Origin of the sequence: Bradyrhizobium guangdongense, assembly GCF_006483445.1 — a bacterium.
GTDB classification, from domain to species: Bacteria; Pseudomonadota; Alphaproteobacteria; order Rhizobiales; family Xanthobacteraceae; genus Bradyrhizobium; species Bradyrhizobium guangdongense_A.
This window is the reverse complement of record NZ_PPPT01000103.1, coordinates 1-24,094: the sequence shown is the minus strand read 5'-3', so window position 1 is coordinate 24,094 and position 24,094 is coordinate 1. Positions and strand designations below refer to the sequence as shown.

Annotated in this window: 29 protein-coding genes and 1 pseudogene; 14 read left to right on the top strand and 16 right to left on the bottom strand. The window is 64.3% G+C overall.

Going from position 1 to position 24,094, the window contains the following annotated elements:
- Positions 1 to 5: 5 nt before the first annotated feature.
- The 3 genes from C2U70_RS15135 to C2U70_RS15125 all read right to left on the bottom strand — a co-directional run bounded on the left by C2U70_RS15135 (position 6) and on the right by C2U70_RS15125 (position 2,642).
- The gene (locus C2U70_RS15135; protein WP_140979119.1) at positions 6 to 692 is read right to left on the bottom strand and encodes a substrate-binding domain-containing protein; all 687 of its coding nucleotides are present in this window, start codon (positions 690 to 692) and stop codon (positions 6 to 8) included.
- A 12-nt stretch (positions 693 to 704) separates the two neighbouring features.
- Positions 705 to 1,409 (bottom strand): GrlR family regulatory protein, encoded by a 705-nt coding sequence (locus C2U70_RS15130; protein ID WP_186294274.1) that lies wholly within the window; start codon positions 1,407 to 1,409, stop codon positions 705 to 707.
- Between the two features lie 198 nt (positions 1,410 to 1,607).
- A complete protein-coding gene (locus tag C2U70_RS15125) occupies positions 1,608 to 2,642 on the bottom strand; it encodes a glutamine synthetase beta-grasp domain-containing protein (RefSeq protein WP_140979118.1) in 1,035 nt (344 codons plus the stop codon).
- Positions 2,643 to 3,181: 539 nt separating this feature from the next.
- On the opposite strand from C2U70_RS15125, the gene C2U70_RS15115 reads away from it, so the two are divergent.
- Entirely contained in the window at positions 3,182 to 3,385 is a 204-nt protein-coding gene (locus C2U70_RS15115) for a DUF2735 domain-containing protein (RefSeq protein WP_140979117.1), read from the top strand.
- A gap of 94 nt (positions 3,386 to 3,479) precedes the next feature.
- Here C2U70_RS15115 and C2U70_RS15110 read toward each other — a convergent pair whose 3' ends face one another.
- Positions 3,480 to 3,797, bottom strand: coding sequence for an MliC family protein (locus tag C2U70_RS15110; RefSeq protein ID WP_140979167.1), 318 nt, complete (start codon positions 3,795 to 3,797; stop codon positions 3,480 to 3,482).
- 78 nt (positions 3,798 to 3,875) lie between these two features.
- Between C2U70_RS15110 and C2U70_RS15105 the strand changes: the two genes are divergently transcribed.
- Positions 3,876 to 4,619, top strand: a complete 744-nt coding sequence (locus C2U70_RS15105) for a tyrosine-protein phosphatase (protein WP_140979116.1) — start codon at positions 3,876 to 3,878, stop codon at positions 4,617 to 4,619.
- Here C2U70_RS15105 and C2U70_RS15100 read toward each other — a convergent pair.
- Positions 4,564 to 5,355, bottom strand: a complete 792-nt coding sequence (locus C2U70_RS15100; protein WP_140979115.1) for an SGNH/GDSL hydrolase family protein — start codon at positions 5,353 to 5,355, stop codon at positions 4,564 to 4,566. The genes C2U70_RS15105 and C2U70_RS15100 overlap by 56 nt on opposite strands.
- 119 nt (positions 5,356 to 5,474) lie before the next feature.
- On the opposite strand from C2U70_RS15100, the gene fabG reads away from it, so the two are divergent.
- From fabG to C2U70_RS15080, 4 genes are all read left to right on the top strand, one after another.
- Positions 5,475 to 6,155, top strand: a complete 681-nt coding sequence (gene fabG / locus C2U70_RS15095; RefSeq protein WP_140979114.1) for a 3-oxoacyl-ACP reductase FabG — start codon at positions 5,475 to 5,477, stop codon at positions 6,153 to 6,155.
- 85 nt (positions 6,156 to 6,240) lie between these two features.
- On the top strand, positions 6,241 to 6,927 hold the full coding sequence (locus C2U70_RS15090) for a DUF2161 domain-containing phosphodiesterase (RefSeq protein WP_140979113.1): 687 nt from the start codon (positions 6,241 to 6,243) through the stop codon (positions 6,925 to 6,927).
- Positions 6,928 to 6,938: 11 nt separating this feature from the next.
- Positions 6,939 to 7,238 (top strand): putative quinol monooxygenase, encoded by a 300-nt coding sequence (locus C2U70_RS15085; RefSeq protein ID WP_140979111.1) that lies wholly within the window; start codon positions 6,939 to 6,941, stop codon positions 7,236 to 7,238.
- A gap of 84 nt (positions 7,239 to 7,322) precedes the next feature.
- A complete protein-coding gene (locus tag C2U70_RS15080; RefSeq protein ID WP_140979109.1) occupies positions 7,323 to 7,628 on the top strand; it encodes a hypothetical protein in 306 nt (101 codons plus the stop codon).
- Positions 7,629 to 7,689: 61 nt separating this feature from the next.
- Here the strand turns inward: C2U70_RS15080 and C2U70_RS15075 are convergent, their stop codons facing one another.
- Both C2U70_RS15075 and C2U70_RS15070 read right to left on the bottom strand, forming a co-directional pair.
- Positions 7,690 to 8,310: a GNAT family N-acetyltransferase gene (locus tag C2U70_RS15075; protein ID WP_140979165.1), complete on the bottom strand. Its 621-nt coding sequence runs from the start codon at positions 8,308 to 8,310 to the stop codon at positions 7,690 to 7,692.
- Positions 8,311 to 8,474: 164 nt separating this feature from the next.
- Positions 8,475 to 8,873, bottom strand: a complete 399-nt coding sequence (locus C2U70_RS15070) for a PaaI family thioesterase (RefSeq protein ID WP_140979107.1) — start codon at positions 8,871 to 8,873, stop codon at positions 8,475 to 8,477.
- Between the two features lie 118 nt (positions 8,874 to 8,991).
- Here C2U70_RS15070 and C2U70_RS15065 point away from each other — a divergent pair, with 118 nt between their 5' ends.
- Complete coding sequence (locus C2U70_RS15065; protein ID WP_140979105.1) at positions 8,992 to 9,777, top strand: cobalamin-binding protein; 786 nt, start codon at positions 8,992 to 8,994, stop codon at positions 9,775 to 9,777.
- A gap of 9 nt (positions 9,778 to 9,786) precedes the next feature.
- On the opposite strand, the gene kynU is transcribed toward C2U70_RS15065, so the two are convergent.
- From kynU to C2U70_RS15040, 5 genes are all read right to left on the bottom strand, one after another.
- Positions 9,787 to 10,995 carry a kynureninase gene (kynU, locus tag C2U70_RS15060; RefSeq protein ID WP_140979103.1) on the bottom strand — a complete coding sequence of 403 codons (1,209 nt, stop codon included), beginning with the start codon at positions 10,993 to 10,995 and terminating at the stop codon, positions 9,787 to 9,789.
- A 9-nt stretch (positions 10,996 to 11,004) separates the two neighbouring features.
- Entirely contained in the window at positions 11,005 to 11,844 is an 840-nt protein-coding gene (gene kynA, locus C2U70_RS15055) for a tryptophan 2,3-dioxygenase (RefSeq protein WP_140979101.1), read from the bottom strand.
- Positions 11,845 to 11,873: 29 nt separating this feature from the next.
- Positions 11,874 to 12,683, bottom strand: coding sequence for an alpha/beta hydrolase (locus C2U70_RS15050; RefSeq protein WP_140979099.1), 810 nt, complete (start codon positions 12,681 to 12,683; stop codon positions 11,874 to 11,876).
- A gap of 231 nt (positions 12,684 to 12,914) precedes the next feature.
- Positions 12,915 to 14,192: an ArgE/DapE family deacylase gene (locus tag C2U70_RS15045; RefSeq protein ID WP_140979097.1), complete on the bottom strand. Its 1,278-nt coding sequence runs from the start codon at positions 14,190 to 14,192 to the stop codon at positions 12,915 to 12,917.
- A gap of 55 nt (positions 14,193 to 14,247) precedes the next feature.
- Entirely contained in the window at positions 14,248 to 14,973 is a 726-nt protein-coding gene (locus C2U70_RS15040) for a pyridoxamine 5'-phosphate oxidase family protein (RefSeq protein WP_140979095.1), read from the bottom strand.
- Between the two features lie 75 nt (positions 14,974 to 15,048).
- Between C2U70_RS15040 and C2U70_RS15035 the strand changes: the two genes are divergently transcribed.
- Both C2U70_RS15035 and C2U70_RS15030 read left to right on the top strand, forming a co-directional pair.
- On the top strand, positions 15,049 to 16,503 hold the full coding sequence (locus C2U70_RS15035) for a PLP-dependent aminotransferase family protein (RefSeq protein ID WP_140979093.1): 1,455 nt from the start codon (positions 15,049 to 15,051) through the stop codon (positions 16,501 to 16,503).
- A 67-nt stretch (positions 16,504 to 16,570) separates the two neighbouring features.
- A complete protein-coding gene (locus tag C2U70_RS15030; protein ID WP_140979091.1) occupies positions 16,571 to 16,816 on the top strand; it encodes a DUF6719 family protein in 246 nt (81 codons plus the stop codon).
- A 7-nt stretch (positions 16,817 to 16,823) separates the two neighbouring features.
- Here C2U70_RS15030 and C2U70_RS15025 read toward each other — a convergent pair whose 3' ends face one another.
- Together C2U70_RS15025 and C2U70_RS33015 are read right to left on the bottom strand one after the other, a co-directional pair.
- Positions 16,824 to 17,189 (bottom strand): hypothetical protein, encoded by a 366-nt coding sequence (locus C2U70_RS15025; RefSeq protein WP_140979089.1) that lies wholly within the window; start codon positions 17,187 to 17,189, stop codon positions 16,824 to 16,826.
- 24 nt (positions 17,190 to 17,213) lie between these two features.
- Complete coding sequence (locus tag C2U70_RS33015; protein ID WP_186294273.1) at positions 17,214 to 17,372, bottom strand: hypothetical protein; 159 nt, start codon at positions 17,370 to 17,372, stop codon at positions 17,214 to 17,216.
- Positions 17,373 to 17,785: 413 nt separating this feature from the next.
- On the opposite strand from C2U70_RS33015, the gene C2U70_RS15020 reads away from it, so the two are divergent.
- Complete coding sequence (locus C2U70_RS15020) at positions 17,786 to 17,992, top strand: hypothetical protein (RefSeq protein ID WP_140979087.1); 207 nt, start codon at positions 17,786 to 17,788, stop codon at positions 17,990 to 17,992.
- A 3-nt stretch (positions 17,993 to 17,995) separates the two neighbouring features.
- Here the strand turns inward: C2U70_RS15020 and C2U70_RS15015 are convergent, their stop codons facing one another.
- Positions 17,996 to 18,544: a CreA family protein gene (locus C2U70_RS15015; RefSeq protein WP_140979085.1), complete on the bottom strand. Its 549-nt coding sequence runs from the start codon at positions 18,542 to 18,544 to the stop codon at positions 17,996 to 17,998.
- Between the two features lie 209 nt (positions 18,545 to 18,753).
- Between C2U70_RS15015 and C2U70_RS15010 the strand changes: the two genes are divergently transcribed.
- From C2U70_RS15010 to C2U70_RS14995, 4 genes are all read left to right on the top strand, one after another.
- Complete coding sequence (locus tag C2U70_RS15010; RefSeq protein WP_186294272.1) at positions 18,754 to 20,478, top strand: L,D-transpeptidase; 1,725 nt, start codon at positions 18,754 to 18,756, stop codon at positions 20,476 to 20,478.
- Between the two features lie 93 nt (positions 20,479 to 20,571).
- Positions 20,572 to 21,138, top strand: coding sequence for a glutathione peroxidase (locus C2U70_RS15005; protein WP_140979081.1), 567 nt, complete (start codon positions 20,572 to 20,574; stop codon positions 21,136 to 21,138).
- 183 nt (positions 21,139 to 21,321) lie between these two features.
- Positions 21,322 to 22,290, top strand: coding sequence for a polysaccharide deacetylase family protein (locus C2U70_RS15000; protein WP_140979079.1), 969 nt, complete (start codon positions 21,322 to 21,324; stop codon positions 22,288 to 22,290).
- A gap of 7 nt (positions 22,291 to 22,297) precedes the next feature.
- The gene (locus C2U70_RS14995; protein ID WP_186294271.1) at positions 22,298 to 22,849 is read left to right on the top strand and encodes a dihydrofolate reductase; all 552 of its coding nucleotides are present in this window, start codon (positions 22,298 to 22,300) and stop codon (positions 22,847 to 22,849) included.
- Between the two features lie 316 nt (positions 22,850 to 23,165).
- On the opposite strand, the pseudogene C2U70_RS14990 reads toward C2U70_RS14995, so the two are convergent.
- A pseudogene (locus tag C2U70_RS14990) lies at positions 23,166 to 24,094 on the bottom strand (caspase family protein); the annotation flags it as partial.

Below are 24,094 nucleotides of genomic sequence, written 5' to 3'. Positions count from 1 at the left end.
CAAATTCAAGGCTCGAGTCCGGACTCTCGCAGGGCGGGCGCGACCTCAGCGGAGGCGAGATAGCGCAGCAGCCGGTCGGCGGCCGCAGCGTTCTTCGCATCAACCATGCGGCCGGCCGAAAACACCGCCGGCGTCTGCATGTCGGGTGGTATGGGGCCTATGACCTCGATGCCCGCGATCTGCTTCAGCTCGCTGATCTGCTGCACGGCGAGGTCAGCCTCGCCGCTCACCAGACGCCCGGCCGTAAAACCCTGCGGCACGATGACGGCGCGGGCATTGATCTCGGCGGCAATGCCGAGCCGCTCGATCAATTGCGCGAAGTAGATGCCGCTGGCTCCCAGCCGCGAATAGGCGACCGCGCGCGAGGCCAGCAACGTCTTGCGGAGCGCAGCTTCGCTGGCGATGTCGGGATGCGCGTCCCCTGCCCTGACGGCGATGCCGACATAGGAGCGCGCCAAATCGACCGCGCTGTCCGCGGCGACGCGGCCCTCGGCGATGACATCGTCGAGCCCCTCGCGGGTGAGGATCACGAGATCGGCCGCCTCGCCCTCACGCAACCGCTTCAAGAGCGCCATGGTCGGCGCGTAATCGGCATCGATCCGGACGCCCGCCGCAAGCTCGGCGGCCTCCGAAAGGCTGCGCATCGCGCCCATCAGGCCGAGCGTCGAGAGCATGCGGATAGCATTGTCCATGACGTTGCCTGATCAGGCGCGTTGCATCAGCCGCAGCGCGGCGGTCATGCGCAGACTGCGCTTGCCGGCAAGCGCGGTTGCCTCCAGCACCGCGTGATCGTCGTCATAGGTGCCGGAGAAGCCGATGCCGACCTCATGGCCGCCGAACACGGGGTTCTCGTCGCGGGCCGCCGTGTGCTCCTGGTTGAGGATCTGCCCCTTCCAGCGGCCGTTCGCGGCCGTGTAGCTGCCAAGATAGTAGTACGAGGCATCGCCGCCGAGGATGCGGCCCTGGTTGAGCAGCATCACGCCGGTCAGCCCTCCGTCGACGCCGTCGAGCATGCGCAAATGGATGGAGTAGAGCCCGTTGACGATGCCGCCCTCGCCGACGACGCCGGCGGCCGGCGCCTCGTCCTCCCTGAGCGGCGTCATCACCGACTCGAACGGGACGCCGGGCAGTTCCTTCATCTCGCCCTTGAAGCGCACGAGATCGCCGTCCGCCCAACCCTTGGCGATCAGGGTCGCGTTGTCGGTCCCGGCCATCGCGCGATAGTGGGGATCGGGATTGTGGCGATAGGTCTTGATCTCGATCGTGAGCCCGTCGGCCGTCTTCTCGTAGGTGCCGATATGGGCAAAGGCCGAGTTGCCGCCCAGCATCTTGCCGTTGCCGACATGCATCACGCTCCGGCCGACGGCGCCGGCCATCCCATATCGAACCTTGTAGAAACCTTCAAACACCAGCCGTGTCCCCGGCCCGCGCACATCCGCAACGCCAGTTTATCCGCGCGCGGGCGGGCTGGATATAGCGCGCTCCGCCAATTTCGCCGCGCGGGCCACGTTGTCATCAGAATGCAAAAATCCGCCAAGGCCTTTCGGCCTCGGCGGATTTGATTGCCAGCCCGGGCAAAGCCCCCCAAGCCCGGGCCGGAAGATGCGTTAGGCGGCGGCCTTCTTGTCGGTCGGCACGGCAGCGATCGTCTTCAGGATCTGCGAAGCGATCTGGTATGGGTCGCCCTGCGAGTTCGGACGGCGGTCTTCCAGATAGCCCTTGTAGCCGTTGTTGACGAAGGAGTGCGGAACGCGGATCGAAGCACCGCGGTCGGCCACGCCGTAGCTGAACTTGTTCCAGGGCGCAGTCTCGTGCTTGCCGGTCAGACGCTTGTCGTTGTCCGGGCCGTAGACGGCGATGTGGTCCATCAGGTTCTTGTCGAACTCGGCCATCAGCGCCTCGAAATACTCCTTGCCGCCGACCGTACGCATGTACTCGGTCGAGAAGTTGGCGTGCATGCCGGAGCCATTCCAGTCGGTGTCGCCGAGCGGCTTGCAGTGGAACTCGATGTCGATGCCGTACTTCTCGGTCAGGCGCAGCATCAGGTAGCGGGCCATCCACATCTCGTCAGCGGCCTTCTTGGAGCCCTTGCCGAAGATCTGGAATTCCCACTGGCCCTTCGCGACTTCCGCGTTGATGCCTTCGTGGTTGATGCCAGCCGCGAGGCAGAGATCGAGATGCTCTTCGACGATCTTGCGGGCGACGTCGCCGACGAACTTGTAGCCGACGCCGGTGTAATACGGGCCCTGCGGGGCCGGATAGCCGTACTCGGGGAAGCCCAGCGGACGGCCGTCCTTGTAGAAGAAGTATTCCTGCTCGAAGCCGAACCAGGCGCCGGCGTCGTCGAGGATCGTGGCGCGCTTGTTGGACGGATGCGGGGTCTTGCCGTCAGGCATCATGACTTCGCACATCACGAGCACGCCGTTGGTGCGCGCGCCATCCGGGAAGACGGCGACCGGCTTCAGCACGCAATCGGAGCTGTGGCCTTCGGCCTGCTGGGTGGAGGAGCCGTCAAAGCCCCAGAGCGGAAGCTGCTCGAGCGTGGGGAACGACGAAAATTCCTTGATCTGAGTTTTGCCGCGCAAATTCGGAGTCGGCGTATATCCGTCGAGCCAAATGTACTCGAGCTTGTACTTGGTCATTGAGCCTCTCTGTAGATGATGCGAAAGGTTGGGGACCTCGGGCCCCCGCACGATTGTTACCCGGCCACCATCGGCCGACCGCTTCTAAGCATTTTGCGTGCCAAAACGCCGCATTGCAGGCGGTTTTCCACTGCGGTGAACCCCGCCTCCGGGTGGGCGGCAATTCACAGGCGAGTGCGTCATAGCGGCGCACGTTGTCGTGACGCCGCACCGCAAAAATCCCGAGAAAATCGCTCGATTCTGGTGCACCTTGGGTTGTGCACCGCGCTGCCGATGAAACGCGCATCAGCCGCCCGCAATATTTGCGAAGGCGACGCCGGTCTGCCCGCAACCTTCGGAATGGCCCATGCGTTAGTCAGACAGGGGCTGCCTTGGAGGGTGCAGAACCCTCACTGCTCAAAAATTAGGCCAGAAGTGATTTCCTTTTCAGCACTTTGAATTTCGCGAGGGGCGGCCGATATGGGGAGTCCAGTAACCACTAGCGAACGAGTCGGGCGCACCATGGAGGCCAACCGCTCCGATTCAAGGAGACTACCGCAATGATGAACAATGGTCTGAGTATCGGATCTGCCAAGATCTATCAGTTCCCGGTCGGGGGCCGTTCCGCCCTCGTGGGTCGCCGCTACGGCGACGCCAGGTTGCCGGCCAATCAGGGCTCCACCCCCGTCGTCGAAACGGTGTGCAGCGGAAGCTGGTATCACCAGGATGCGATCGAGGAAGCCAAGCCGAAATGGGATCGCTGATGTCTGTACCGGTCTCGATATTACCGCCCTGCGCGAAGCGCCCGGCGGACGTTTGAAAAAGGGTCGAAACAACGGCGTTTCGACCCTTTTTGATTCATGAGCGCTGGACCTGTTCGCAGGCCGTCACCGGCCGCTTGAGATGCTGCACCGTCGTGCCGCTCTTGCCGATCTTCAGCGTAATTCCCGCCCCCGAATAGCGCGCGCCCGAGAGCGTGACCCGCTTCTTGAGCGGCAGCGACGTCCCGTCGATCTGCACGAAGGCGCGTTTGTCGTAGTCATAAAATGCGACGATAAAGTTGGTACCGTCGGCGCAACGATAGTTCTGGAATGTCTGCGCCGCCGCCGGCCGCGCGCACAATGTTCCGCCCGCCAGAACGACCGCAGCCAAAAGAATGGCCTTGTGCCGGCCCATGTTCGCCCCCTGTAATAGACCGCCCGACGCGCCAGCCGCGCGCCGCTCCTCGCCAACAAGATAGCTCAAGCTGCTCCGATGTCAGACTCCCCTTCCCGTCACCTCGCCCTGCAAGGCGCCAGCAATTTTCGCGACCTCGGCGGCTATCCGACCGCCGACGGCCGCCTGACGCGCTGGCGGCAGATCTTTCGCTCCAACCATCTCGGCCAGCTCACCGAGGCCGACGTCGAGATCGTCCGCGGCCTCGGCGTGACGCGCGCATTCGACTTCCGCGGCGTCGAGGAGCGGATGTCTGGCGTCTGCGGCATGGCCGAGATCACCGTGCATTCGCTCCCGATAGAGCCGACGGTGATCGCCGCGCTCCGCGCGCGGCTCGCTGCCGGCACGCTCACGGCGTCCGTTGCGCTGGAGCTCATGCGCGAGTCCTATCGCAACTATGTCCGCCACAACACGCACAGCTTCCGCGCGCTGTTCGGCCATCTGCTCGACGACCACGCGCCGTTCGTGATCCACTGCACCGCAGGCAAGGACCGCACCGGCTTTGCCAGCGCGCTGATCCTCCACGCCCTCGGCGTGTCAGACGACATCATCGCGGAGGATTATCTGCTGACGAACCGGTTCTACCGGCGCGATCTCTCGACCGTGACTGATCTACCCGACGAGGTGCTCAACGCGATCGGAAGCGTCGAGGCGTCCTACCTCAACGCCGGCTTCGAGGCAGTCAGTGCCGAGTATGGCGATCTCGAAGCCTATTTGCGCGACGGCCTCAAGATTGGCCCGGCGGAGCGGGAGGCGCTGCGGGCGCGCTATCTGCAGTCGTAATCAGGCATCCGCATGTCTGTGTGGCTCCGACGGCCTTCAGAATCGCCGAACGAAGGGCCCGCGCGACGTGCATGGTGCTCCAGTCGCTCTGATGCAGCAGCAGCCCGTCGTCCGGTGCGACGAGTTGCTCGAACGACGCGTTGTTTCGGACGTGCCAGTGCCGCATCAGCGCCCAGCGCTGGAACAAATTGACCCTGGCGTTTTGCGCCGCGGTCCGGATTGCCAAGACCATCTTTTCGGCCAGTTCGGCGCTTTCGTCGAACAGCATGGCTGTCGTGTATTGCGGATCGATCAGCACGACATCCATGGTCGGATGGTCGCCCAGGACTTTCAATCCCTCGACAATCTTGCTGACGACCTCGTCGAAGTTGAACTCCTTCTGGCGGAAGACGGCGTTTGTTCCGACCTGCCAGAGCACCAGCGAAGGATGATCGGCGAAGATGTCGGCATCAAACCGCTTCACTTCCTGCGGCGCTTCCTCGCCGCCCTTGCCGCGGTTGAGCACGTCGATCCGGATGTTCGGACGCTGATCGTGATCCTTGAAGTGTCTTCTCAAATACAGTTCGAGCCGTGCGGGATAGGCAACGACATTATCAAGTCCGGCCGTCGATGATGATCCCATCGCCACGATGCGCACCGGGCCGGTTCCAGCGAGCGCGGTCTTGAAATTCTCCAGGGGATGCTTGAGATCGACGATCGCTGCGGGAAATTCGAGGGTTGGAAAATTGTCGGGCATGAAACAACCTCATCTACGATCTAAAGTTGTATCTATACCCCAGTCCTGAAGTCACCGCCATTGCAAGTCCAGTTCACGGGGCGCAATAGTCGACGTGAACTGAACCGACGGAGAGGCTTGTGCAGGGAAAAGCCATCGTCATCACCGGCGCGCTCGGTGCGCTGGGCAAGGTGGTCGCCGAGACGGCCCTGTCGCGCGGCGCGCGCGTTGCAGGCATCGACCACGCGCCGTCGCAAGCGCCCGCAACCGCGGACCGTCTCGAGATCGGCGGCGTCGATCTATCCGATGAGGCACAAGCGAAGAACGCGATCGAGGCCACCGCAAAGCATTTCGGCCGGCTGGACGCGCTGATCAACATCGCCGGCGGCTTTTCCTTCGAGACGGTCGGCGACGGCGACATCAAGACCTGGCAACGCATGTATGCGCTCAACGTGCTGACCGCGCTTAACACCTCGCGCGCCGCGCTGCCGCATCTCGCCGCCTCGCAGGCCGGCCGCATCGTCAATGTCGGCGCCATGGGTGCGCTGCAGGCCGGCTCCGGCATGGGTCCCTATGCGGCCTCGAAGGCCGGCGTGCATCGCCTGACCGAGGCGCTCGCCAACGAGTGGAAGGGCAAGGTCACCGTCAATGCGGTGCTGCCCTCGATCATCGACACGCAGGCCAACCGCGCCAGCATGCCGAATGCTGATTTCGCCAAGTGGGTCACCCCGCTGGAGCTCGCCGAGGTGATCCTGTTCCTGGCCAGCGACGCCTCGAGCGCCGTAACCGGCGCGCTGATCCCGGTCAGCGGGCGGGTGTAGCGATCCCCCGCCTCCGAAAGGGCCGATCAGCGCGGGAGCAATCCGGGCTAAGCTGCCCACACTGATTCTCCGCCCTGGGCCGCCCGTGGAAACCGCGCTCTACCTCCCCGTCAAACGCTTCCTCGAAAAGCTCGGCTTCACCGTGAAGGGCGAGATCGGCGGTTGCGATCTCGTGGGCCTCAGCGCCGATGATCCGCCCGTCGTGGTGATCGGCGAGCTGAAGCTCGCCTTCAATCTTGAACTGATCTTGCAAGCGGTCGATCGCGCGCCGAAGGGCGACGAGGTCTGGATCGCGGCAAAGATGTCGGCGCGCGGCAAGGGACGCGAGAGCGACGCGCGCTATCGCAATCTCTGCCGCCGCCTCGGCTTCGGCATGCTCGGCGTCACCGATCGCGGGCAGGTCGAGGTCTTGGTGAAGCCGCCGACAGCAGCACCGCGCCGCGAGCCGAAGAAGCGCTCGCGGCTCGTTTCCGAACATCAGCGCCGCCAGGGCGATCCCGTGCTCGGCGGTAGCACGCGCTCGCCGATCATGACCGCCTATCGCCAGCAGGCGCTGGCCTGCGCGTCCCAGCTTGCCGCAGGCCCGCGCAAAGTGCGCGAGCTGCGCGTGCAGTGTCCCGATGCCGGCAAGATTCTTCTGCACAACGTCTACGGCTGGTTCGCGCGCGCCGAGCGCGGGATCTATGAGCTGACAGACGCGGGCCATGCCGCACTGAAGCGTTGGCCGCAACAGCCGGCGGTCGAGATGGCACTGGACGCCGCAGCAAAATAACGGAGCGCACAATGATCGTGGTGACAGGAAGCGTGACGGCCCGGCCCGAGACGTTCGACGAGGTGCGCCGGCTGAGCCTCGAGCATGTGCATCGCTCGCGGGCCGAACCCGGCTGCATCTCGCATTCCGTCCAGGTCGACTGTGAAAACCCGCTGCGGTTGGTTTTTTTCGAGCAATGGGCTGACAGGGCGGCCCTCGCCACCCATTTCCAGGTGCCGGCGTCGGGCGACTTCGTCCGGGCCCTGCGGTCGCTTGCCGCAGGGGCGACGACGATCGAGCTCTATGATGCGAGCCGGATTGAGAAATTGTGAGTGCATGGCTGGATTGCCATCCCAAATTCATATTGCAATGCAACATGGTCGGCACTAGGTATCCCGGATCGAAACGAGGCCCCTATGAGCGCAGACTGGAATACCAAGTACGGCACGCGGCGCGTCCGCCACGATCCCCCCACCCTGGACGAGGCGATTTTCGCCGCCATCGGGATTACCGACGACCAGGAGCAGCAGGCTGAGATCGCAGCGTCCCTGATGGGCATGCCGCTGGATGTCGTGCAGGCCGAGGTCAAGAAGCAGGCGCGCGTCAACAACCGCATCACCGCAACCCGCGTGATCGCCGGCGAACAGGGCGCGCAGCGCTCGGTGGTGGTCGAACGCCGCGTCGTGCGCCGTTTCGGCAACGACAAGCGTACCGGCACCTGAAGCCGGGCTTAAAAGTTCGAAATTTCAAAAGCGGACCGGCCTTGCCGGTCCGCTTTTTTGTTCAGGCGGCGCGGTTCGAGCCGACCATGCTGGAAAACAACTTCCACCAGGTCGAGTTGAAGCTGAGCATCGCGCGGCCCGCGCGGAAAGGCGCAGCCGCAAGATCGGCGAGCTCGGCTTCAGGTGTCCTGGTCAGATCGATCGTGCCGGTCGACTCGCCGTGACGGAACGCCAGATGCGCGCCGAACTTCCTGGCGAGCGCGCGCATCGCCTGGTTGTCCGCACCTGTCGTGATGCGCAGGCTCTTGTATCCCTTCCAGCGCGCTTCCGCGATCAGGCGGCGGAACAGCACGGTGCCGACGCCCTGGCGGCGCGCGGAGGCTTCGACGCTGAATGCGACCTCAGGCAGGGAATCGCCCTCCGGCGGATGAAGCTCGGCCGCGCCGCGGACCATGCCGTCGACGATGTAGGCAACGATGACGGTGCCGTCGTCCGCACAGCGGGCGGCGTAACGCTCGATAAAGCTGTCGTCGAGAAAACCGTTGAAGCGGTCGTGCCGGCTTTCGGGATCGAGCCTCAGCAGATGATCGCGCAGCAGCGGCAGTTCTTCCTGCTGGATCAAGGTCCGCACATAGCCCGACGCGGTGCCCGGCTCGGTGTGGATGGTTTCTTCAAGTGCCAAATCTGGTGACAAGTCATAACTCCTCTTGGTGTCCCTCGAGGAGGCGTTCGAATCCCTAGGCCCCCAATATTGTGCGTCGCAGCATCTTTTTCAAGACGGGAACATGCCCAATCTAGCGGCAGGGGTAACGACCAATTCGTTAACAAAATCAAGGACCCGTAATCTTACAGGACCATCTGCGTCTGGGTCACGACGGCTACCAATTTACCGTCCTCGGTCTCCAGCCGGGTGGTCCAAACCTGGGTCCGGCGCCCCCGGTGGATCGGCGTCGCGGTGGCTATGATGGTGGCTCCCTCCTTGGCGCCGCCGATGAAGTTGGTCTTGCTCTCCAGCGTCGTGGTGCCCTTGGCGTCTTCAGGCAGGTTGATCACGGTTGCCGCAGCACCAACGGAATCGGCGAACGCCATGATGGCCCCGCCATGGATGGTGTGGTGGAGCGTGCAGAGATCGGGGCGAACCGTCATCCGCGCCACCACGCGATCCTTCTCGGCCTCCACGAACTGCACGCCCTTGAGCTCGGCGAACGGCATTTTCATCGCGTGAAGTTTCTCAAGCAGCGTCATCGTTTCCTCTCCCAATCTCTTGAAGGCTCAAGGTGAATTGCCCGGCGCGGCAAAGCAATGACGTCTGAGGTCATGGCCGTAATGACATTGGCGCGGACATCAGGGCATATGCTTAGCCATGCGCCACTTCCCGCCCCGCCGCATCGTCTGCCTGACCGAGGAGACCGTCGAGACGCTGTACCTGCTCGGCGAGCAGGACCGCATCGTCGGCGTCTCCGGCTATGCGGTGCGGCCGCCGCAGGTGCGCCGGGAGAAGCCGCGGGTATCGGCGTTCATCTCGGCCGATGTTCCCAAGATCCTGGCGTTGGAACCGGACCTGGTGCTCGCTTTCTCCGATCTCCAGGCCGGCATCGTCGCCGACCTCGTCCGCGCCGGCGTCAACGTCCACGTCTTCAACCAACGCGACATCGCCGGCATTTTTGCGATGATCCGCACGCTTGGTGCGCTGGTCGGATGCGCGGATCGCGCCGATCAACTCGCCAAGGGTTTTGAGACGCGGCTTGCGCAGATCGCGACGACGCCCCGGCCCTCACCGAAACCGCGCGTCTATTTCGAGGAGTGGGACGATCCGCTCATCTCCGGCATCGGTTGGGTCTCCGAGCTGATCGAGATCGCCGGTGGCGAAGATATTTTACCGGAGTTGCGGCATCGGCAGTCCGCTAAAGACCGCATCATTGCTCCCGACGCGGTGCGAATAGCAGCGCCCGACGTGATCCTCGCGTCCTGGTGCGGCAAGAAGGTCGTGCCCGATCGCATTCGCAGACGCGACGGCTGGGATCAGGTCCCGGCCGTGCGCGAGGGGCGCATCGTCGAGATCAAGTCGCCGATCATCCTGCAGCCGGGGCCAGCCGCGCTGACTGACGGGCTCGATGCGATCGTGAAGGCGCTATGGCCGTCGGGTTGACGACCTTCATCACGTCACCGCATTGACGACCTGATATTCCGGCCGCCGCCACACCTCGCCATTGATCACTTCATCGATGATCTCGGCCGCCTTCAGCACTTCGCCCTCGCCGATATAGAGCGGCGTGATACCAAAACGCATGATGTCGGGCGCGCGGAAATCGCCGATCACGCCGCGGGCGATCAGGGCTTGCATGGCCGCGTAACCGCCTTCAAATGCAAAAGAGACCTGCGAGCCGCGCTGCTCATGGACGCGCGGCGTGACCAGCTTCAGAGACGGGCAGTGCCGTTCGACCTCAGCAATCAGGAGATCGCCGAGTGCAAGCGAACGAGCGCGAACCTCTCCAAGGTCGACGCGATCCCAGATGTCAAGCGAGGCTTCGAGTGCGGCCATCGCTAGCACCGGCGGCGTGCCGACGCGCATGCGTTCGACACCATCAGCAGGCTGATAGCCGAGATCGAACGCAAAGGGTTTCGCGTGGCCCATCCAACCAGAGAGCGCAGCCCGCGCGCGATCGGCATGGCGCGGCGCCACGTAGAGAAACGCTGGCGCGCCGGGGCCGGCATTGAGATATTTGTAGGTACAGCCGGCCGCGAAGTCGGCGCCGACGCTTGCGAGTTCGACCGGCAAGGCGCCGGCGGAATGTGCGAGGTCCCACACCGTCACGATGCCGAGCGCATGCGCCTTCGCCGTCAGTTTTGCCATGTCGTGGCGGCGGCCAGTTCGGTAGTCGACCTCGGTGACGTAGAGAACCGCGATCTCGTCCGTGAGCTGCGCCTCGACATCTTCGGGCGCAGCCAGTTGCAGGCGATGGCCGCGCCCGAGCGTCGCGATCAACCCTTCCGCCATATAGAGATCGGTCGGAAAGTTGCCGGTGTCTGACAGCACGACCTTCCGCCCCGGGTTCAGGTCCAGCGCGGCCGCGAGCGCCTGATAGACCTTTAGCGACAGCGTATCGCCCATCATCACCGAACCGGCTTCCGCCCCGATCAGCCGCGCGACGCGGTCGCCGACGCGGCGCGGCTGCACATACCAGCCGGCGGTGTTCCAGGCGCGGATGAGCTCATTGCCCCACTCGGCCCTGATGACGTGATCAACGCGCTCGGCGACGCCTGATGGCAGCGCACCGAGCGAATTGCCGTCGAGGTAGATGACGCCCTCGGGCAGATGGAAGAGCGCTTTGGTGTCGTCGTAGACGCGCAGGCGGGTCTCGGTCATGGGTACAGCTCAAAGAATCGTGCGGACGCGCCAGAGCTCGGGGAACAGCTCGATCTCCAGCATGCGCTTGAGATAGCTGACGCCGCCGGTGCCGCCGGTACCGCGCTTGAAGCCGATGACGCGCTCGACCGTGGTCACATGGTTGAAGCGCCAGCGGCGAAAGTAATCCTCGAAGTCGACCATCTTCTCGGCGAGCTCATAGAGCGTCCAGTTCTGTTCCGGCGCCTCGTAGACCCGACGCCAGGCCTGCAGCACGCCCTCGTCGAAATGATGGGTGTTGCGGACGTCGCGCGCCAGTACGGTGGCCGGCATCTTCAGGCCCTTGCGGTCGGCGAGCCGCAGGACCTCGTCGTAGAGACTCGGCGTTGCAAGCTCGGCTTCGAGCAAAGCCATGACCTCCGCGTCATGCGCGTGCGGCTTGAGCATCGCATGGTTGCGGTTGCCGAGGAGGTATTCGATCAGCCGGTACTGGTGCGACTGGAAGCCCGAGGATTGCCCCAGCCGCGAGCGGAAATGGGTGTATTCGCTCGGCGTCATCGTGCGCAGCACGTCCCAGGCGCTGTTCAACTGCTCGAAGATACGGGAGACGCGGGCCAGCATCTTCATTGCCGGCGGCACCTCGTCGCGCGCAATCGCGCGGCGGGCGGCACTGATCTCGTGGATCGCAAGCCGCATCCACAGTTCGGAGGTCTGGTGCTGGATGATGAACAGCATCTCGTCATGCGCGTCCGAGATCGGATGCTGCGCGCCGAGCAGCGCATCAAGCTGAAGATAGTCACCGTAGGACATCTTCCTGGCGAAATCGGTCTCGGCGCCTTCGCTCGCAGGATCGTAGTCTTTGCTGGTCATGCCGCGTCCTCCGATCCTCAGCCCCGCCGTCAGTCGAGACCGACCAGGCTCTTCGTGATGGCGGAGGCTGGATCCTTCAACCCGTCAACGACGGTAAAATGGTTATGTCCGGGCTCGACGACGAGGCGTGTCGGTACGTCAAAACCGATCCAGACGTTCGCCATCAGCTCCGACTGGCGGATGAACTCGGGGCGCTCGCTGCCGCCGACCCAGGCGGTGACCGGCGACGTGCCGCGCGGCATATGCAACGCGGCACTCTCCAGCGTCGCCTCCTCCAGGCTCATGCGAAGCGTGTCGTTCATCTTCGTCTTCAACAGCGGGCGCAGATCGTGTAGCCCGCTGATCGACAGCGTCGAGGCGATGCGGTATTGGACGGCTGGTTCGAGCCGACTGTCGTCACACAACATGCGTGTGACGAGATGGCCGCCGGCGGAATGGCCGGCCAGCCGGATCGGGCCCGACACCTGTGCCGCAGCGGCAGCGATCGCAGCCGCGATCTCAGCGGTAATGTCGGAGACGCGCGCGGCCGGCGTCAACGTGTAGCTCGGCAGCGCCACCGTCCAACCGTGGTGCCGCGCGCCCTCGGCGAGATCGGTCCAGGACGATTTGTCGAACCGCATCCAGTACCCGCCATGCACGAACACGACGAGACCCTTGCTGTCGCCGTCCGGCTGGATCAGATCGAAGCGCTGCCGCTCGCCCACGCCATAGGTGATGTCGGGCGTGAAGGATTTTAGCCCGGCACGGTAGACCGCCGCCCGTTCCGCCCACAGCGCCGGCAGCTTGTCCGACCCCGGCACATGCGCCGAGTTGGCATAGGCATCGTCCCAATCGCGCATCGCTATCCCCTCGCGGACTCGGCGGTGGTCGGATGACAGTCTGCCACCGGCGCGGCCGCGGGAACAGTCTTTATTTTAAGCTTAAAGCAATTGGATGTGCCGGTAAGCTGGGCGTTGGCCCTCACCAAGTGTCATTGCGAGCGCAGCGAAGCAATCCAGACTGCCTCCCCGGAAACAGCCTGGATTGCTTCGTCGCTCCGCTCCTCGCAATGACAGAGGAAAGGGCGAGCCTTACGCCTTCTCCAGCCCGCACCATTCCGCAATGAAGAGTGCTGTGGCCTTGGTCGACTTCCTGAGCGACTCCAGATCGACATATTCGTTGAAGCCGTGCATCTCGGCACCGGTCGCGCCGAAACACAGGCTCGGGATGTCGTAGTTAAGGCCGTAGAAGCGCGTATCCGTCAGCGCCGTGAAGACGAGGTCTTCCACCGCACCACCATAGACCGCATTGAACGCCTTGCCGAAGGCGGCCTCGGGCGCGGCGGAGTTCGTCAGCTCGTAGCCCTCCGACAAAAAGCCCGACCACTCGACCTCCGGCGGGTTGTTGGCGAGGAATCCGTGGCCGCGCGCGGCAGCGGACACGCAGGCCAGAATCTCCTTCTGGTGATCGGCGACCGACCAGCCCGGCAGCACCGCGATACGGCAATCGACCTCGCACCAGGCCGGCACGCTGGAGGCCCAGTCGCCGCCCTTGATGATGCCCGGATTGAAGTTGATGGGATGATTGAGAGCCTTGAAGTGGCGATCCTGTTTGGCGCGCTCGTTCCATTCGATCTCGAGCTTTTGCAGCGCCTGGATCAGGTGATAGGCCGCCATGATGGCGTTCGAGCCCGAACCGGCATGGGCGACGTGGACGGGATAACCACGCACTTTGAGACGGAACCAGATCACGCCGACCTGCGAGCGCACCATCTTGCCGTTGGTCGGCTCCGGAATGAAGCAGGCATCGGCACGATAGCCGCGCTGCAGGGTCGAGAGCGCACCGACGCCGGTGCTCTCCTCTTCGATGACCGACTGGAAATGGATCCGCCCCGTCGGCTTGAAGCCGGCGGCCTTGATCGCGTCCAGCGCATAGAGCGCACCGATCGTGCCCGACTTCATGTCGCAGGCGCCGCGGCCATACATCTTGCCGTCCTTGATGACGGGCGAGAATGGCGGCGTCTCCCAGAGATCGAGCGGGCCCGCCGGCACCACGTCGCAGTGGCCCTGCAGGATCAGCGATTTGCCGCCATTGGTCGTCGGCCGGTACGTGCCGACGACGCTGCGTGCCCTAGAGAAGTCGTGCAGGATCGGGCCGAACTGGCGCAGGTCCTTCAGATCCTCGATATCGATGTGCCAGTCGTCGACCTCGTAGCCGCGTTCGCGCAGGAGATCGCCGATCATGTCCTGGCAGGGTCCCTCCGCACCACGGGTCGAGGGGATCGCGACGAAATCGCGCGTCGTCGCCAACTGGGCGTCGAAACCGGCGTCGACGGCGTCCAAGATGCTCTGCTGCGTATCGGCATTCATGCGGCTACTCCAATTGGCCTTTTCTCGTTTTTTGGGAGCCGCAAGCTAACCGATTTCAGCCCTTCGGGTACTGCAGAAAATAGGCATCCCGCAATGCATCTTCGAGCAGTCGGCCTTCCCTGTAGCCATTCAGCGTCTCCGGCCGCGTGACACCCGGGAGTAGCCGCGTGCATGGCTCCGGCGCGCCGAGCACGGTGCGCACGGGAATGCGCTCGGCATAAACAGGCAATTCGTAATCTTCATCGTCGTCGGCCACACCCTTGGCGCGGATTTTTGCCGAGGCTTCCTCGATCTCCATGGCGATGAAGGAGGTCGCCTTGATCTCCTGCGTGTTGCTCGCGCGAAGGCTCGCGGTGCGATCCGGGAAAAAGCGGTCGACCATGGCGACGACAGCGCGCTCCTTCTCGTCCGCGTCGGTAACGAGATAGGCCGTGCCGAACGCCATCACCGCGCGATAGTCGGCCGAATGGTTGAAGCCACAGCGCGCCAGCACCAGGCTGTCGAGATGGGCGACCGTCAGGCACACGCGCTCGCCCTTCGACTGGTTGCGCAGCATGCGGCTCGCGCTCGAGCCGTGCCAATAGAGCTTCGTGCCCTCGCGCCAGAAGAAGGTCGGTGTGCAATAGGGCTGGCCGTCGATCACATAGGAGACGTGGCACATCATCGAGGCGTCGAGGATGCGGTGGACGGTCGCGTGATCGTAGAAGCCGCGGTCGTGACGCCGCTTCACCTGGTTGCGCGACGAGGTCGGATAGGACGCGAGGTTTTCGCCGTCAGACACGGATGGCTCCTGTCGAGAATTCGATTCTTGAAGCCAGTTGTAGCGTCCGGTTTGGTCTGCGATAGTTCCAATTCCATGCGAAATATTCCGACCAATTCTCCCGGCAAGGCCGAGCTGCCGCTGGACCTCACCGGCCCGCATGTCACGCAAGGCGCCGCTTCGGCACACCGGCTGTACCAGGCGCTCTGCGAGATGATCGTCGCCGGTCTCGTGAAGCCCGGCGAACCGCTACCGCCCTCGCGAGCGCTAGCGAGGCAGACGGGCTTCCGGCGCAATGCGGTCGTCACCGCCTACGAACGGCTGATCGCCGACGGCTTTGCGCAGGCCACCGTCGGCTCCGGCACATTCGTTGCCGATCGAATTCCGGCGCGCGGTAGCGAGGCACGGAAGCCGAAGGTCGAAGTCGATGCGCCGCGGCAAGGCGCATTCGCGCTCGGCTGCACCCATATCGACGAGCGCGCGCTGCAGCGCTTCCGCGGCTTCGTCGGCCGGCGCATGCGCGCCTTCGGCGACCAGCATCTGCATTATGGCGATCCCCGCGGCAGCCACGAACTGCGCGTCGCCATCGCCGATCATCTGTTGTCGGCGCGTGGCCTGCGCTGTGATCCCGAGCAGATCATGCTGACCTCGGGCACGCTGCACGCGCTGCGCATCGTGATGAGCGCGATCCTCAGGCCCAACGACCAGGTCTGGTGCGAGGACCCCGGCTACCCTGCCGCATTGAAGACCATCGCGCATTGCGGCTATCGCGCCGTCTCGGTGCCGGTGGACGAGCACGGCCTGCGCGTCGCCAAGGGTCGCGCTGCCGCGCCCTCTGCGCGCGCCGCCTATGTCACACCATCGCACCAGTTTCCGCTGGGCGTGCAGATGTCGATGCCGCGGCGGCTCGAGCTGCTCGACTGGGCCAGGGACGCCGGCGCCTTTGTGCTCGAGGACGATTACGACAGCGAGTTTCGGTACGACGGCGCGCCGCTGATGTCGCTTGCCGGCATCGATCGCCTCCGGCGCGTGATCTATATGGGCACTTTTGCCAAGACACTGTTTCCGGGCCTTCGCATCGGCTATTGCGCGGTCCCCGAGCAACTCATGGGCCAGGTCGCGGCGGCGCGTGCCGCGCTCGACCGGTTTCCCGCGACGCTGATGGAAGGCGCCGTCGCCGACATGTTGAACTCGGGTGCGTTCGCGCAGAATCTCAAGCGGGTGCGAAAACTCTATCGCGAGGCGCGCGACGCGCTTGCGACGACGCTAAAGGAGGCTTCCGACGGGCGCCTGTCCGTTCCAGTGCCTTCGCAAGGCCTGCATCTCGTCGCGCGGTTCGATCCATCGGTCGAGCTCGCCGTGGCCTCGCGCGCGAAACAAGCCGCTGGCGCCGAAGGCTGGCTGCTGGCCGACACCTATAGCCGCGCGCGGCCCCTGCCGGGCTTCGTGCTGGGATTTTCGGGGCATCAGATTCCGCAACTCGTGACCGCAACCGAAAGGCTCGCAAAGGAATCGCTCGCTGCGCTCCGCGCCACTGCACGGCGGCGGTGACGAAGGTTGACTATCAGAATCGCTGACAGGTCCCTAGATTGCGGCATCGCTCTCGGAGCTCCGCACCATGCTTCCTGTTCGCACGCTTTGCCTCGCTGCCCTGCTCGCCATGATCGCGACGTCATCCGTGCACGCCCAAACGGTTGGGCGCGAGCAGGACATTCCCAATTTGCGGCTGGGTCAGCGCGCACTCGTCGATGACGGCACCTGCCCTGCAGGACAGATCAAGGAAGTGCGCGGCTCGAAGATGACGGGAAGCGGCATCTTGGTCACACGGACCTGTGTGCCGCGGATTGGTCCGAAGACCAAATGAACAAAGCTTACTGCTTCGCGGGGTCGAACATGCACTGAAGCGTCGGCTTGGCGATCTTGGTGAAGGTCGGGCCGATTTCGCTCTGCTTTGACGCCGGTACCCAGTCGGTTTCGATGGTGGGGACGCCGGTTTCGCTGATGCCGCGCAGCAGCGCCTCGCGCAGATCGCGATCCTCAACGACGGATGCAGCATGATCATGCAGGCACCCGCAAACCTCTTCCGGATGCTCCCAGCGGCCGAGCATGTGCGGCGCGCACTGGCGCACGAACTCGCCACGCGGATCCGGCAAACGGTTGGGAGAGCGCACCTGCGCCTGGACTGAACTGATCGTCAGGAGGGAGACGAAAACCGCGGCGCAGAGACGATAAAGCATGATGGCCTGAATTTCTTGTTCTGATCAGAAACGCGACGCGACGACCATCGCCTGCGACGTCGCGACCGGAGCGCCATTGTAGGCGAAGGTTCCGACGCCCGGCAGGCCGCTGTCGGCAGAGCCGGCAATCGAGGAGCCGGCGATCACGAAGCCGAAGGCGAGGATGAAGCTGAGCGCGCGCATTGACTGTCTCCAGGTTCGGTCGGTCGGCTGAGCGCCGTTGTCGTTGCCCGCGGTGATAACCATGGGCCGTTTCGGCCGTGATGCGCCAAAAGCGGAAAATGGTTTCATCTTCGTGAGAATTGTTTCGTCGTCCCCCTGGCGACGAAACATTGGGGGAAAAAGCCCAATCATTTCAGAGCAGCGCCGGACCTGCCTCCGTGACAAAAAAGTTCCCTCACGACCTCCGGCGGCGGTGAAAACCGACAGCGTCATCTCGGGGATTCAGGGGCTTCATCGGCATTTTACGTTTCTCTGCGCATAAGAGCCGCCAACGAAGGCTGGTCGCACTGAACCGGAGACACCCCGGCGGCGACTGAGGCCTTCGACACCAACAAGTCCGGACAACCGGGCTCGCAGATTCAGGGATGGCCAGAATGACGGCGGCAAACAGCGCAGCGGCGCGCGACACGGATCAAGCCGTGGACCGCACCAAACCGCGATCGACCACTTCAACCGCGATGGCGTTGCAGACGCAGCGTGCTTACGACGCAACCCCGCAGATGTTCGTGCGGCTGACCGGCTCGCATCATGCCAAGCCCCGCGCGGCAACCGTCACGCACCGCGCGAAGGCGAGTGCCTGATCGCTACTGCGTAAAGAACTCTCCGCACTTCTGGACGTTCGCGTCGGCAGCACCCCACGGCATGATCGGCACGGTCGAGGTCGAGTTCTTCGGCGATCCCTCGATCAGCTTGTCCGAATAGACCATGTAGACGAGCACATTGCGCTTGGCGTCGCAGCCGCGCACGATCTGCATCTTCTTGAAGAACAGCGAGCGGCGCTTGCGGAACATGTCGTCGCCCTGCTCCATCTTGTCCTTGAACCTGATGGGACCGACCTGGCGGCAGGCGAGCGAGATATCGGAGACCTCCTCGGCGAGCCCGAGCCAGCCCTTGAAGCCACCCTTTTCCGGCACCGTGAAATGGCAGGCCACGCCCTCGACCTCGGGGTCGTCGAGACCATAGGTCGCAAGCTTGTCGTTCGGGCTGACCCATTTGAACACCGTCGAGCGGCGGAAGATCAGGTCAGGCTCATCCGCAGCGGACACGGCGCCACCCGGTACCGCCACGAGCAGGAGGAATAAAGCGAGGCCTTTCAAGCCGATGTCACGAAGGCCGAGGAAGCTGGATGACATAAAATTCTCCGCTAGGACGTCCCTCGGCATGTAGGTGTTCCCGAGCCGGTCAGGAAGACGGCAGGGCCCATCCGGGCGGTCGGCGTTTACCGCAATGTGAGGCTTTTTTGCTACGGCTAGGCCAAAAGTAGCGGACTGTGAACCGCGTCACTGGTGAACGCGGACCCCCTCTGTAACACTAACCACTGATTTGGATTATGGATTCGATGATGACTGGCGTGAACGGGTCGGGTTCTTCTGCCGCAACGGCGCGGCTGTGGCGGCTTGCCATTTTCACCGCGGCAGGCGCGATCGGCACGACGAGCCAGGCGGAAGCGGCCCTGTACTACTGGCCCGACTACTCCGGCGGCGCCCACTACTATGCCCGGCCGCAGTCTCCCGAAATGCAGCGGCCAAAGCGCAAGCGCAATGCGGTGAAGGAGGTGCCGGAGAAGGAAACCGGTGCCAAGCCGCAAGGACCGCTCGTCATCGCCGTCTCGATCGAACGGCAGAAGGTCACGATCTACGATTCCAACGGCGTGTTCGCGGAATCGCCGGTCTCGACCGGCATGAAGGGCCACGCCACGCCGATGGGCGTGTTCAGCATCATCCAGAAGCACAAATTCCACCACTCCAACATCTATAGCGGCGCGCCGATGCCGTACATGCAGCGCATCACCTGGTCGGGTGTGGCGATGCATGCGGGCGTCCTGCCGGGCTATCCGGCCTCGCACGGTTGCATCCGCATGCCGATGGCCTTTGCCACCAAGATGTGGAATTGGACCAAGATGGGCGCGCGCGTCATCGTCGCGCCCGGCGAGATGTCGCCGATGAGCTTTTCTCATCCCCTGCTCGCCACCCTGCGCGTGCCGCCGCAGCCGGCGGCGAGCGCGGAGCCGCAGACCAATGTCGCCGACAAGGCCGACAAGGGCGCGGAGATCAAGAGCGCGAGCGCCGACCAGATCCTCGAGTTGCGTTCGACGGTCGGCCACGTGATGTCGGATGCGACGACCGGCAATGCACTCGCACGCGCGGAGATGCCAGCCGACAAGGTCGACGTTCCGAAGGCCGAGACCACCAAGACTGCAGATGCGTCCGAAGCCGCGAAGCCGCAGGCCGACGAGGCTACAGCCAAGGCCGATGACGCAAAGCCCGCCGACGCTGCGAGCACCGAGGCAAAACCGACCGACACTGCGGATGCGCCAAAAGCAGCTTCGGTTGGCGAGGAAAAGCCCGCCGACAAGATCGAGCCTGCGGTGACCGCGCAGGCCGAGCCCGCGAAGCCGGAGCCCGCAAAGGACGAGACTGCCAAGTCCGAGCCGGCCAAATCCGAACCTGCAAAGACCGAACCTGCGAAGACCGAAGCCGTCGAGGTGAAGAAGCCTGACGCGCCCGCGACCGCCGCGGCGCCGACGCAGCCGGCTGCCTCCGACGCCAAGAAGGACCAGACCCGCGTCGCCGATCCGGCGCCGGCCGCAAAGCCGGAGCCGCCGAAGCGCGCGGGCCAGATCGCCGTGTTCATCAGCCGCAAGGATTCCAAGCTCTATGTGCGGCAGAACTTTGCGCCGCTGTTCGACGTGCCCGTGACGATTGCGGCGAGCGATCGTCCGCTCGGCACGCATGTGTTCACCGCCGAGGTCGACAAGGCCGATTCCAACGCGCTGCGCTGGTCGGTGGTGTCGCTGCCGGTGAACGTCCGCGCCGTCGAGCGCGAGGACGAGGTTCGCACCACGCGCCGTCAACGGATGGGCGCCGCCGTCATTCCGGTCGCAGCCAAACCGGTGATCGTGCCGAACAGCCCGGCGGAAGCGCTGGACCGCCTCCAGATCCCCGCCGACACCATGGCGAGGATCAACGAGATGCTGACCACGGGCGGCTCGATCGTCGTGTCCGACCAGGGCATCAATCAGGGCGAGACCGGCGAAGGCACCGACTTCATCGTCCGTCTGCGCTAAGCAGGCTCGGGCCCCCATAACGCGTTGTTGAGCATCGCCACCCGGCGGTGCGCGCTATGATGCGCACGGATCAGAAGTGGGGACGAGATCGCCATGTTGAACCGCAGGGGATTTGTCAGCACTGCACTCGCGGCCATCGCCGCGCCCCTCGCGACGCGCGCGTTTGCGCAAGCCAGCCGGATCCCGGCCTACGCATTCTCCTTCCCGGCGCTGTCAGGCGAAGACATCCGCCTCGCCGCCTTCAGCGGCCGTCCGTTCATCGTCGTCAACACCGCCTCGCTCTGCGGCTACACCCCGCAATATGCCGGCCTGCAGGAGCTCTGGAGCGAGTTCCGTGCGCGCGGGCTAACCATCATCGGCGTACCGTCGAATGATTTCGGCGGCCAGGAGCCGGGCGGCGTCACCGAGATTTCAGAGACGGCACACCACCAATATGGCGTTACCTTTCCGATCACGGCCAAAGCCGTCGTGGTCGGCCCGAAGGCGCATCCGTTCTACAAATGGGCCGCCGAGGCGCGCCCGAAGGATGTTCCGCGCTGGAACTTCCACAAATACCTCATCGGCCGCGACGGCCTGATCGCCGAGGTGTTCCCCTCTGCGGTCGACCCGACCGACACGCGGGTCAAGACGGCCGTGGCCAAGGCGCTCACCGAGAGCTGACGCGAGAGGCTTAGGTACAAGAGGCTTGGGCACAATTGGCCCGCGATCCCAAACGGCCGTTGCATTGGCGACGGCGCAGCATCTAGGCTAGGATTACAACAAGGATCGTCCGGGCAGGACAGGTTCGGCCGAGGGTAAAAAGCTACGGCCGAACAACGGGATCATTCCACGGGGATAACGACCATGCGTGTTGCGGCAAAACTGATTTTGGCAAGCGCTCTCACGATGGCGTTGGCAAGCGCGGCGTGGTCGCAGACCCCTCCCGCCAAGCCCGCGGCTGCGGCGGCCGCCGCGCCTGCGGCCCAGCCTGCCGCCGCCCCTGCTCCGGCTGCGCCCAAGCAGCCACCGCAGCCGGCCCGCGCGGCCTGCAACACGCCCGGCGCGCTCGGCGTCGCGCGCACCGTCGAGATCGACACCACCGGCGGTCCCGGCTTCGGCTTCGAGCATTTCAAGGAGCTCGACTTCCTGAAGGAGCACGAGGTCGTCCTGACCTTCGACGACGGCCCCTGGCCGCGCAACACGCCCGCGGTTCTGAAGGCGCTGGCGGACGAATGCACCACCGGCATCTTCTTCCCGATCGGCAAGCACGCGACCTATGAGCCCGAGATCCTGAAACAGGTCTATGCGGCCGGCCACACCGTGGGCTCGCACACCTGGTCGCACGCCAATCTCAACAACAAGAAGCTCACCGAGCAGCAGCGCAAGGACGAGATCGAGAAGGGCTTTGCCGCGGTGAAATGGGCGCTCGGCGGCATCGCGCCCTCGCCGTTCTTCCGCTTCCCGGCACTGCAGCACCCGCCGGAGATGGTCACCTATCTCGGCAACCGCAACATCGCGATCTTCTCCTGCGACCTCGACTCCTTCGACTTCAAGGCGTCGAAGCCCGAGAAGGTCGTCGACACCGTGATGAAGAAGCTCGAGAAGACCGGCAAGGGCATCATCCTGATGCACGACTTCCAGAAGCACACCGCCGAGGCGCTGCCGGCCCTGCTGCAAAAGCTGAAGGCCGGCGGCTTCAAGGTGGTGGCGATGCGCGCCAAGTCGCCGGTCGCAACGATGCCCGAGTACGACCAGGAGCTGCTGAAGGACGTCAAGCTGCCGACGGTGAGCCAGCGTCCGGTCAATTCGGTGGTGACGACGGTTTCGGAATAGAAGGCCGTTGTCATTCCGCATCGAAGGCTACGTCATCGTCTCCGCGGACGGCATGCTTGCCGACGCTGAGCATGTCATGCCCGACAGCCTGAAATTCGAGGGCGACAAGCGCTTCTTCGAACAGGCGCTCGACCGTGCCGATCTGATCGTGCACGGCCGGCACTCCCATGAGCAGCAGCCGAACTCGCCAAGACGCCGGCGCATCATCCTCACGCGCAAGATCAAGTCGCTGGCGGTCGATCCGGAGCTGCCGAATGCGAGCCTGTGGAATCCGCTTGGCGCCTCCTTCGAGGAGGCGGCCGACTTCGCCGGCGTCAGCTCAGGCGCGGTCGCCGTGATCGGCGGGCCCGTCGTGTTCGACATGTTCATGGACCGCTACGACACGTTCTGGCTCTCGGAAGCGCCACACGTCCGCCTGCCCGGCGGCGAAGGCTGCTTTACGCAAGTCCCCGCGCGCACCCCACGCGAGGTGCTCGCCTCGCACGGCCTGAAAGCCGGCGAACCGCAGATGCTCGATGCGGCGCATGGCGTGATTGTGACGCCGTGGCGGCGGGGCTGATATGGGGTCGAAAACAACCCCATGCACAGTAGAAGGCGCCCAGGGGTGCGGGGCCTTGCGGATTTCGCGAACTCACTGACAGATCAGACAGATCGATAATCCCGGCGCAAATGCCGCCATCGCACGCGAAAATGGCTGAGGTCGCTTTTTCCGATCCATTCTCGATCGCCCCTGGCAAAACGGATCAAAACGACGCGCGTTCCGGAAACGGGGTCGGAGTTAAGCGACTACGGATTTTACGAAATAGCGCTTGACCCGTCGGGCAAATCAGGTGTATGTTGGCATCATCGCAAGGCGCGCGCCGGAGTCCCGCCGCTCAGTCGCACACTTCCGCTATTCCTCCCGATGTAATGGTTGCTGCGCCTGCCGCAGTTTGTGCTTTAGCGCCTCCAAGACGGCAGCCCGGTCGGACCGGGCGGCAGACCGCGTTGTTGCAAAAAATCTGGCCAGCCGCCTGTGGCTTCGCGGGCGCAGCCTCGCTTTTCTTCCTTTGGTCGTCTCGCGGCTTGGCATCCTCGCGGGTCGCGACGGGTTTCTTCTCCTGGATCTTCTCGCACTCGTTGTCGTCGTTGACGCGATAGCCCGCGCGGCAGGCGATCTTCACGCAAGCGTCGCCATCCGCTCTGAAGCCGTGGTCGCAGACAAGCGGGCAGACGCGGCCCGGCTTGCTCTTGATTGCGTCGAGGGCATCGAAGCTTGCAAGCTTGGTGTCGAGCTTCATCCCGGCGTGCTTGTTGAACAGGGTCAGCGAGCGCTGCGCGGCGGCGTTCCAGTCGCCATCCGATGCCCCGGTCAGACATCCGACGCGACGGAGCTCTGACTGCACCAGCTTGGCCGTCTCCTGCGGCGAGAGAGCAGGCGCCGTCTGGGTTGGAGCGACGGCAGCGACCTTGTCGTTCGCGATCTTGTCGGTGAGCGCCTTCTCGGCGGCCTGCTTGTCGGCCAGCGCCTTGGCGACGGCGGCCTCGGCATCCTTCCTGCGCTGCTCGGCAGCGGCCGCCTTGGTTTCCTCGATCTGCTTGGCCTTCTCGGCCGCAAGCCGGGCGGTCTCTGCGGCCTTGGCGGCGGCCGCCGCCTTCTCCTGTTCGGCCTTGTTGGCGCGTTCGGCCGCGAGGCGCGCCTTTTCATCTTCAGCCTGGCGCGCCTTCGCCGCCGCCAAGGCCGCAGAGACCGCCCGGCTTGCGGCCGAGAAGGCCAAGCAGATCGAGGAAACCAAGGCGGCCGCTGCCGAGCAGCGCAGGAAGG